Here is a 5,690-nt window from a genome sequence, read left to right as displayed (position 1 = left end):
TTATCAGAGGCTTGGGAAAGCTATCAGCGTGATAAAAAGATTGAGGGCTATTCAGAATTGACACTGAAAACCTATCGTTTTCAGTACCATCTGCTTTTACGATACTTCGGAGATACCGATATGAATAAAATAACTGCAAATCAATTAAAAGAATATCTGATGGATGCAGGGGATCATTTAAAGTCATCTAGTTTAGGACATCGCATTCGTTGTATCCGTTCCATTTTCAAATGGACATATGATGAGGGTTTTATTAATGAAAACGCCGCAGCCAAATTGAAAGAACTCAAGGTCGGAAAAAGGATACCAAAATTCTTAACTGAGCTTGAAATCGAGCATCTTAGGGAATATGCCCAACTTCTATGGAGAACGCTTTATTTGAGTTTATTTATTCCACGGGCTGTCGAATTGGCGAAGTGGTAAAAATCAATCGTGATGATATAAACTTCTCGACCAATTCTGTGATTGTCCATGGAAAAGGAAACAAAGAGAGGGAAGTGTATTTTAATACGCGCTGTTCCCTCTGGTTAAAGAGGTATTTAGATGAAAGGCAGGACGAGGATTCGTGTTTGTTTATTACGGAGAGAAGTCCTAAAAGACGTATGAGCATTGATTTAATAAGATATATCATTAAGAGAATATCGAATCGAGCAGGGATCAAAAAAAGCATCCATCCTCACCAATTACGTCACAGCTATGCCACTCATATGATGAACAACGGAGCTCCGCTGGAAGTAATTCAAAGCTTACTTGGTCATGAGAAAAGTGAAACAACCAAACTATACGCTCAACTTAGCGGGAAGATAAGGCATGACCTTTACAGTAAATATTTCTAAAGAGTGAATACCCAGCATCCTTTTCATTTAAAAGAACGTCTAAACCACGCCAATGTATGGTAAAATAAGAATAATTATATTTTAATGGGGTGGAAAGTATGAGTGTGGAAAAGAGATTTTTACATGAATTTCAAAGCCTCCCAAAAGACAAACAACAAGAAGTTATTGATTTTATTGAATTTCTTCATCATAAGGAGAAAAAAGAGGAAGAAAAGCTATCTTCTCTCATGGATGATGTAATGAAAGATAATAAAGAAGCTCTCAAGGAGCTTTCTAAATAATGAAGAGTATTTCTATAGAGCACGTCATCCTGTTTTATCAAAAAATTGTTGAAGAAACGGGCGGCTCATATGGTATCAAGGACCAGTCGTTAATAGAAAGTGCGTTGAATCGAGTTTTCGCCACTTTTGATGGCGAGGACTTATACCCAAATGATTTGGATAAAATTGCCGCTATTACCTTTGGTTAATAAATAATCATGCATTTGTTGATGGGAATAAACGGGTTGGTGTGTCCGTTATGCTTCTACTTCTTAAGTTAAATGATATCAATATGGAGTATACACAAGATGAACTGGTTACCCTTGGACTTGAAGTAGCCGGTGGACAATTAGATGCAAAGGATATTAAGAAATGGATCAGTACTCATCAAGTAGATTAATGGATGAGTACTTTTCTTATTTAACAGCAAAAAACCTTGTTGAATTAGGTATTCACCCTACTCTACAATCAGGCAGTTTAGCTTAACAAAAGAGAGGAATAAGGGGGGGGATAATTTTGAGCAACAAGAAAAAAATTATAGGTTTAATTTTGCTGGCTATTTTTTCATATCTGGTTTTTATTCAAGTTTCTTTGTTAATCAAATTGCGGTATTGCCATTGTCAGAGTGCAAACCTATGTTTATTTTTACACCAGAAAATGTTGAATATTGTAGTGATATTTATACAGTTGATGCGTTCTTGTTGTCTTTTAAGTATCCAACCACTTATCTCTGTATTATCTCTGGATTAATTATTATAATCTCTCTATTTAATAACAAGTGGAGTTTAAAATAACTAATTGATTCAGTGATTACTTGTTAAACAAACGGGCGCTTTCCTGTAATAAGGAGAAGCGCTTATTTTCCTTTTTAGGGACATTTTGTTGAGGAGAAATTTAGAAAGAAAAATGTAGGGGGATAAAATATGATTGATGCTGGTTGGCTTAACATCGGCAGTTTGATACTTGGATTAGTAGCTTGGATAATTCCTATTATTAATCTTGCAAGATATATAAAACAGGAGAATAAGAAATGGATTGCTCTGTCCATTTATATCAGTTTTAGCGCTTGCGCTATCGCAATATGTTTACAAATTTTTTATAACCTTCACTTGGTAAAAATTGAAGACTGGGCTGCTCTGATGGACACGATGTGTGGTGTAGCTGTTGCTTCAACAGTACTTGTCATTGTTACCATTTTATTAAATGCACTTACGTTGTTTTCGTATCGGGATAGGGGCGCATTGTAAAACAATTGGAGGCATTAGTTGAAGACTCAGTTTCGAGATAACAGACCGTTTAAAACTAAATTTGATTAATGTCGCATGTGTAATATAAGGAGAATGAGGCAAATTGTATGAAGTTCTAATAGAGAGGTGCTAACTCTCGTCATATGAGCAATATAAACCAAACGAAGCTGTTAATAATGCTGTAGTGCGTAAATAAAAAATCGAAGAATGAAGGGAGGCAAAAATGAAGAATCTTGCACATTCCGAATGGAGGTTAAGTGTGATGGCTCTAGCGGCCTTTATAGGGAAAGGGATGATTGAATAGCAATGCTGTCTATTTCTTTTCACCAAACGAATTTCTTTTTTAATGGAGTTAATTGTTTAGAACAAGCGTTATAAGTTAATCCTTTTCCTGTTTGTTTGTAGGTATTGTTCCCTTTTGCTAAAAAATGATTACATACAAATCGTAATAACTTTTGTCTACTCAAAATAAAACCACCAAATATATTTGGTGGCTTGTGGGTGTGTTAGATGTGATATATATATAACTGTGTTATTTTTGTACGTTTGCTGCTTGAGGTCCACGTTGACCGTCGACAACATCAAAAGAAATGTGTTGTCCTTCATCTAGAGTTTTAAACCCTTCGTCTTGAATAGCAGAGAAGTGTACAAATACATCATCAGCACCTTCGCGTTCAATAAAGCCGAATCCTTTTTCTGCGTTAAACCATTTTACTGTACCTTGTTCCATCATTCATTTCCTCCTTGTGTGTATAATACACACAACATGTATTCTTAAAACTTGTTCTACTAACCAGCAAGACGACATAGGTTAACCCTTTATCTTTATCTAACTTTTAGAAGTTTGAACAAAATCAAGTATACAAACTTTACCATCTTTTTCAAATGAATGCAAGGTTTATTTTATTGAATACAATATTTAACATTTTTCAATTGTGTTTTCCTGTTTATAACGGGGTAGCTCAGGGAAGTATTACAATGGTTATGTCTTCTTATTATATTTATATGTATGATTTCTTTTGAAGTTTTAAATGACTTATTGTAAAGAGTTATAGAAAGCATAAATGATGCCAGGGGGACACACATGAGTAAACAAAAACAAGCAGAATTAAGAAAAAGCGTAGCACCTTTTGCAAATACAGATAACAAAAAAAGTATAAAACAGTTATTAAATTCTATTACGCCATTCTTCCTGCTTTGGTTTCTTGCCTATCAAAGTTTATCTATATCTATTTGGTTGACCCTTGGATTAGCAGTTGTCGCAGCAGGTTTTTTGGTTCGAATATTTATTATTTTTCACGATTGTGCCCATATGTCCTTTTTTACAAACAATAAAGCAAATAGATTTTTTGGTACCATGACTGGGATCCTCACCCACTTCCCATTTGATAAATGGAAAAGAGAACACGCGATCCACCACGCGACAAGTGGAAACCTGGATAAACGAGGAACAGGAGATATATGGGTAATGACAGTGGATGAATATAGGAAATCCTCCTTTTGGAGACGGGTGTCCTACCGATTCTATCGACATCCCATCATTATGTTTGGACTGGGTCCGTTCTTTCTTCTTTTAATAGTGAACCGTAAGAATCGAAAAGAAGCAGAACGGAAGGAACGATGGAATACCTACTTGATCAATGCTTCTATTGCAGCAGTCTATGCGGTCCTAATCGTTACTGTAGGATGGCAGTCCTTTCTAGTTATTCAGCTTCCTATTCTGTTCGTGTCAACATCCATTGGGATATGGTTATTTTATGTCCAGCATCAATTTGAGGATTCCTATTTTGAAAATGAAGACGAATGGGACTATGTAAAAGCGGCTGTCGATGGCAGTTCCTATTATAAACTTCCAAGATGGTTACAGTGGATCACGGGTAGTATTGGATTCCACCATGTCCATCATTTAAGTCCCAAAATCCCTAATTATCACTTGGAAAAAGCACATGAATCAACTCCGCCATTACACCGGGTAACAACATTAACCTTCATATCCAGTTTAAAATCTATTCGTTTTAGGCTATATGATGAAGCAAATAAGTCATTTGTCGGTTTTAATGATGGAAAAGGTCTTGGTAAGACAACAACATCCAAAGAGAAGCTCAATCATAGAACCGGTTTTACGGAAAAATAAATGAATGCGAGACCCTTCTCTTTTCACGGGAAGGGTCTTTTATTACAAAAATGGTTCCCATTTTTTTGACATGGTGGGAGGAACTTACGTAGGCAAAGCTTATCAAGCTTATTAAACTATTGTTGGGTACTTATCTTTAATAAGATATCGAACAATAATCTTCAATAATCGGGGCGCGATTGTGGAAGTTTTTCAAACCCTTTCCAGCAATGAAACAACTTTATTATTTATGAACAACGTGTGCAGGCTGTTTTATGATTCCTCTTCCGTAAGCGCTAACTCTCTCGTTCTCTCTGAGAAGTTAGCAATCTTCTTAAAGAGTGATCCTAACTCCATATATTCTTCACAAATCTGGTCGTAGTCGCTTTTTAACCGTTTGTAGGCTCCCTGTAATTCTTCTAATTCCTTTGTTTGCGTTTGATAACGAGCCTGTAATTGAGCAATTCCCTCTTTCTTCAAATTTTCCAATATAGATATTGCTTCGTCAATCTTTAAATTAATAGAGTAATCAATCTCTTTATCCATGTTGTATTTTTGTTCGGTTTCTCCTAAAGTTTCACATTTCTGCTTTGCTACTTCTATTTTCTCCTTATACTTTTTGCGTAACACACCATTCCAACGGTATCCACACGCGTTTTTCGATCTCTTTAATCTTTCTGCAGTTTCTTCAAAAGCCTTTAATTGAGGAAGACCTGCTTTGATATGATTAAGAACACTATCTGCTAATATCTTGTCTTCTTTTTGGCTCCAAGCATCTTTCCTGCTCATAAAACACACTCCCAGTTATAGGTTAATGTACCAATGACCGTCTAGTTACATAGCTGCTTATCAAAGATAAAGTATAAGAGGGGTGATGTATCATGTTTATAAAGCCCATGCTCCTGCATGCGAGCAAAGAACCTTCGATGGAAAAAGATTACATTTGTGAAACAAAATTCGATGGGGTTAGACTCATACTTTCAAAATTTAACGGGGATGTTAAACTTTTTACTCGCCATAACAATGAAGTAACCGCTAATTTTAAGGAACTTATTGATATAGATATTCCAGATGGAACGATTTGGATCGGTTACACTTAGCTAGACAGATTTGATAAGGTCATATAGACTTAGTTCAAATAAACACTAAGGAGAATGGTATATGACTAGACGAGAAAGAAGAAGCTTTACAAAAGAATTTAAAGAACAAATCGTCCAGCTGCATGCTTCAGGAA

7 protein-coding genes and 3 pseudogenes are annotated in these 5,690 nt (G+C 35.6%); 7 read left to right on the top strand and 3 right to left on the bottom strand.

Going from position 1 to position 5,690, the window contains the following annotated elements:
- The 5 genes and pseudogenes from FZF09_RS22920 to FZF09_RS22405 all read left to right on the top strand — a co-directional run.
- Positions 1–836, top strand: a pseudogene (locus FZF09_RS22920) (tyrosine-type recombinase/integrase); the annotation flags it as partial.
- A gap of 98 nt (positions 837–934) precedes the next feature.
- The gene (locus FZF09_RS22415) at positions 935–1,117 is read left to right on the top strand and encodes a DUF2281 domain-containing protein (RefSeq protein WP_158738749.1); all 183 of its coding nucleotides are present in this window, start codon (positions 935–937) and stop codon (positions 1,115–1,117) included.
- A complete protein-coding gene (locus FZF09_RS22715; protein WP_199256848.1) occupies positions 1,117–1,305 on the top strand; it encodes a hypothetical protein in 189 nt (62 codons plus the stop codon). The genes FZF09_RS22415 and FZF09_RS22715 overlap by 1 nt, the downstream gene beginning before the upstream one ends.
- 50 nt (positions 1,306–1,355) lie before the next feature.
- Positions 1,356–1,496 (top strand): hypothetical protein, encoded by a 141-nt coding sequence (locus tag FZF09_RS22710; RefSeq protein WP_233269606.1) that lies wholly within the window; start codon positions 1,356–1,358, stop codon positions 1,494–1,496.
- Positions 1,497–2,019: 523 nt separating this feature from the next.
- Positions 2,020–2,343 (top strand): hypothetical protein, encoded by a 324-nt coding sequence (locus FZF09_RS22405; protein ID WP_158738748.1) that lies wholly within the window; start codon positions 2,020–2,022, stop codon positions 2,341–2,343.
- A 326-nt stretch (positions 2,344–2,669) separates the two neighbouring features.
- Here the strand turns inward: FZF09_RS22405 and FZF09_RS22915 are convergent.
- Both FZF09_RS22915 and FZF09_RS22400 read right to left on the bottom strand, forming a co-directional pair.
- Positions 2,670–2,789: pseudogene (locus tag FZF09_RS22915) on the bottom strand (IS200/IS605 family element RNA-guided endonuclease TnpB); the annotation flags it as partial.
- Between the two features lie 86 nt (positions 2,790–2,875).
- A complete protein-coding gene (locus FZF09_RS22400; RefSeq protein WP_158738760.1) occupies positions 2,876–3,073 on the bottom strand; it encodes a cold-shock protein in 198 nt (65 codons plus the stop codon).
- A 354-nt stretch (positions 3,074–3,427) separates the two neighbouring features.
- On the opposite strand from FZF09_RS22400, the gene desA reads away from it, so the two are divergent.
- Positions 3,428–4,477 carry a Delta(5) desaturase DesA gene (gene desA, locus FZF09_RS22395; protein ID WP_158738747.1) on the top strand — a complete coding sequence of 350 codons (1,050 nt, stop codon included), beginning with the start codon at positions 3,428–3,430 and terminating at the stop codon, positions 4,475–4,477.
- A 252-nt stretch (positions 4,478–4,729) separates the two neighbouring features.
- Here desA and FZF09_RS22390 read toward each other — a convergent pair whose 3' ends face one another.
- On the bottom strand, positions 4,730–5,245 hold the full coding sequence (locus FZF09_RS22390; protein ID WP_158738746.1) for a hypothetical protein: 516 nt from the start codon (positions 5,243–5,245) through the stop codon (positions 4,730–4,732).
- A 92-nt stretch (positions 5,246–5,337) separates the two neighbouring features.
- Between FZF09_RS22390 and FZF09_RS22385 the strand changes: the two are divergent.
- Positions 5,338–5,547, top strand: a pseudogene (locus FZF09_RS22385) (ATP-dependent DNA ligase); the annotation flags it as partial.
- Positions 5,548–5,690: the final 143 nt, after the last annotated feature.

The organism is Alteribacillus sp. YIM 98480, from assembly GCF_009765375.1.
Taxonomy (GTDB): domain Bacteria; phylum Bacillota; class Bacilli; order Bacillales; family Marinococcaceae; genus Alteribacillus.
This window is presented reverse-complemented; position numbering and strand designations above follow the sequence as displayed.

What these genes read in the sequence shown, in the direction of transcription:
- FZF09_RS22415 (WP_158738749.1), top strand. Translation starts at nt 935, where the DNA reads ATGAGTGTGGAAAAGAGATTTTTACATGAATTTCAAAGCCTCCCAAAA.
- FZF09_RS22715 (WP_199256848.1), top strand. Translation starts at nt 1,117, where the DNA reads ATGAAGAGTATTTCTATAGAGCACGTCATCCTGTTTTATCAAAAAATT.
- FZF09_RS22710 (WP_233269606.1), top strand. Translation starts at nt 1,356, where the DNA reads ATGCTTCTACTTCTTAAGTTAAATGATATCAATATGGAGTATACACAA.
- FZF09_RS22405 (WP_158738748.1), top strand. Translation starts at nt 2,020, where the DNA reads ATGATTGATGCTGGTTGGCTTAACATCGGCAGTTTGATACTTGGATTA.
- FZF09_RS22400 (WP_158738760.1), bottom strand. Translation starts at nt 3,073, where the DNA reads ATGGAACAAGGTACAGTAAAATGGTTTAACGCAGAAAAAGGATTCGGC.
- desA (WP_158738747.1), top strand. Translation starts at nt 3,428, where the DNA reads ATGAGTAAACAAAAACAAGCAGAATTAAGAAAAAGCGTAGCACCTTTT.
- FZF09_RS22390 (WP_158738746.1), bottom strand. Translation starts at nt 5,245, where the DNA reads ATGAGCAGGAAAGATGCTTGGAGCCAAAAAGAAGACAAGATATTAGCA.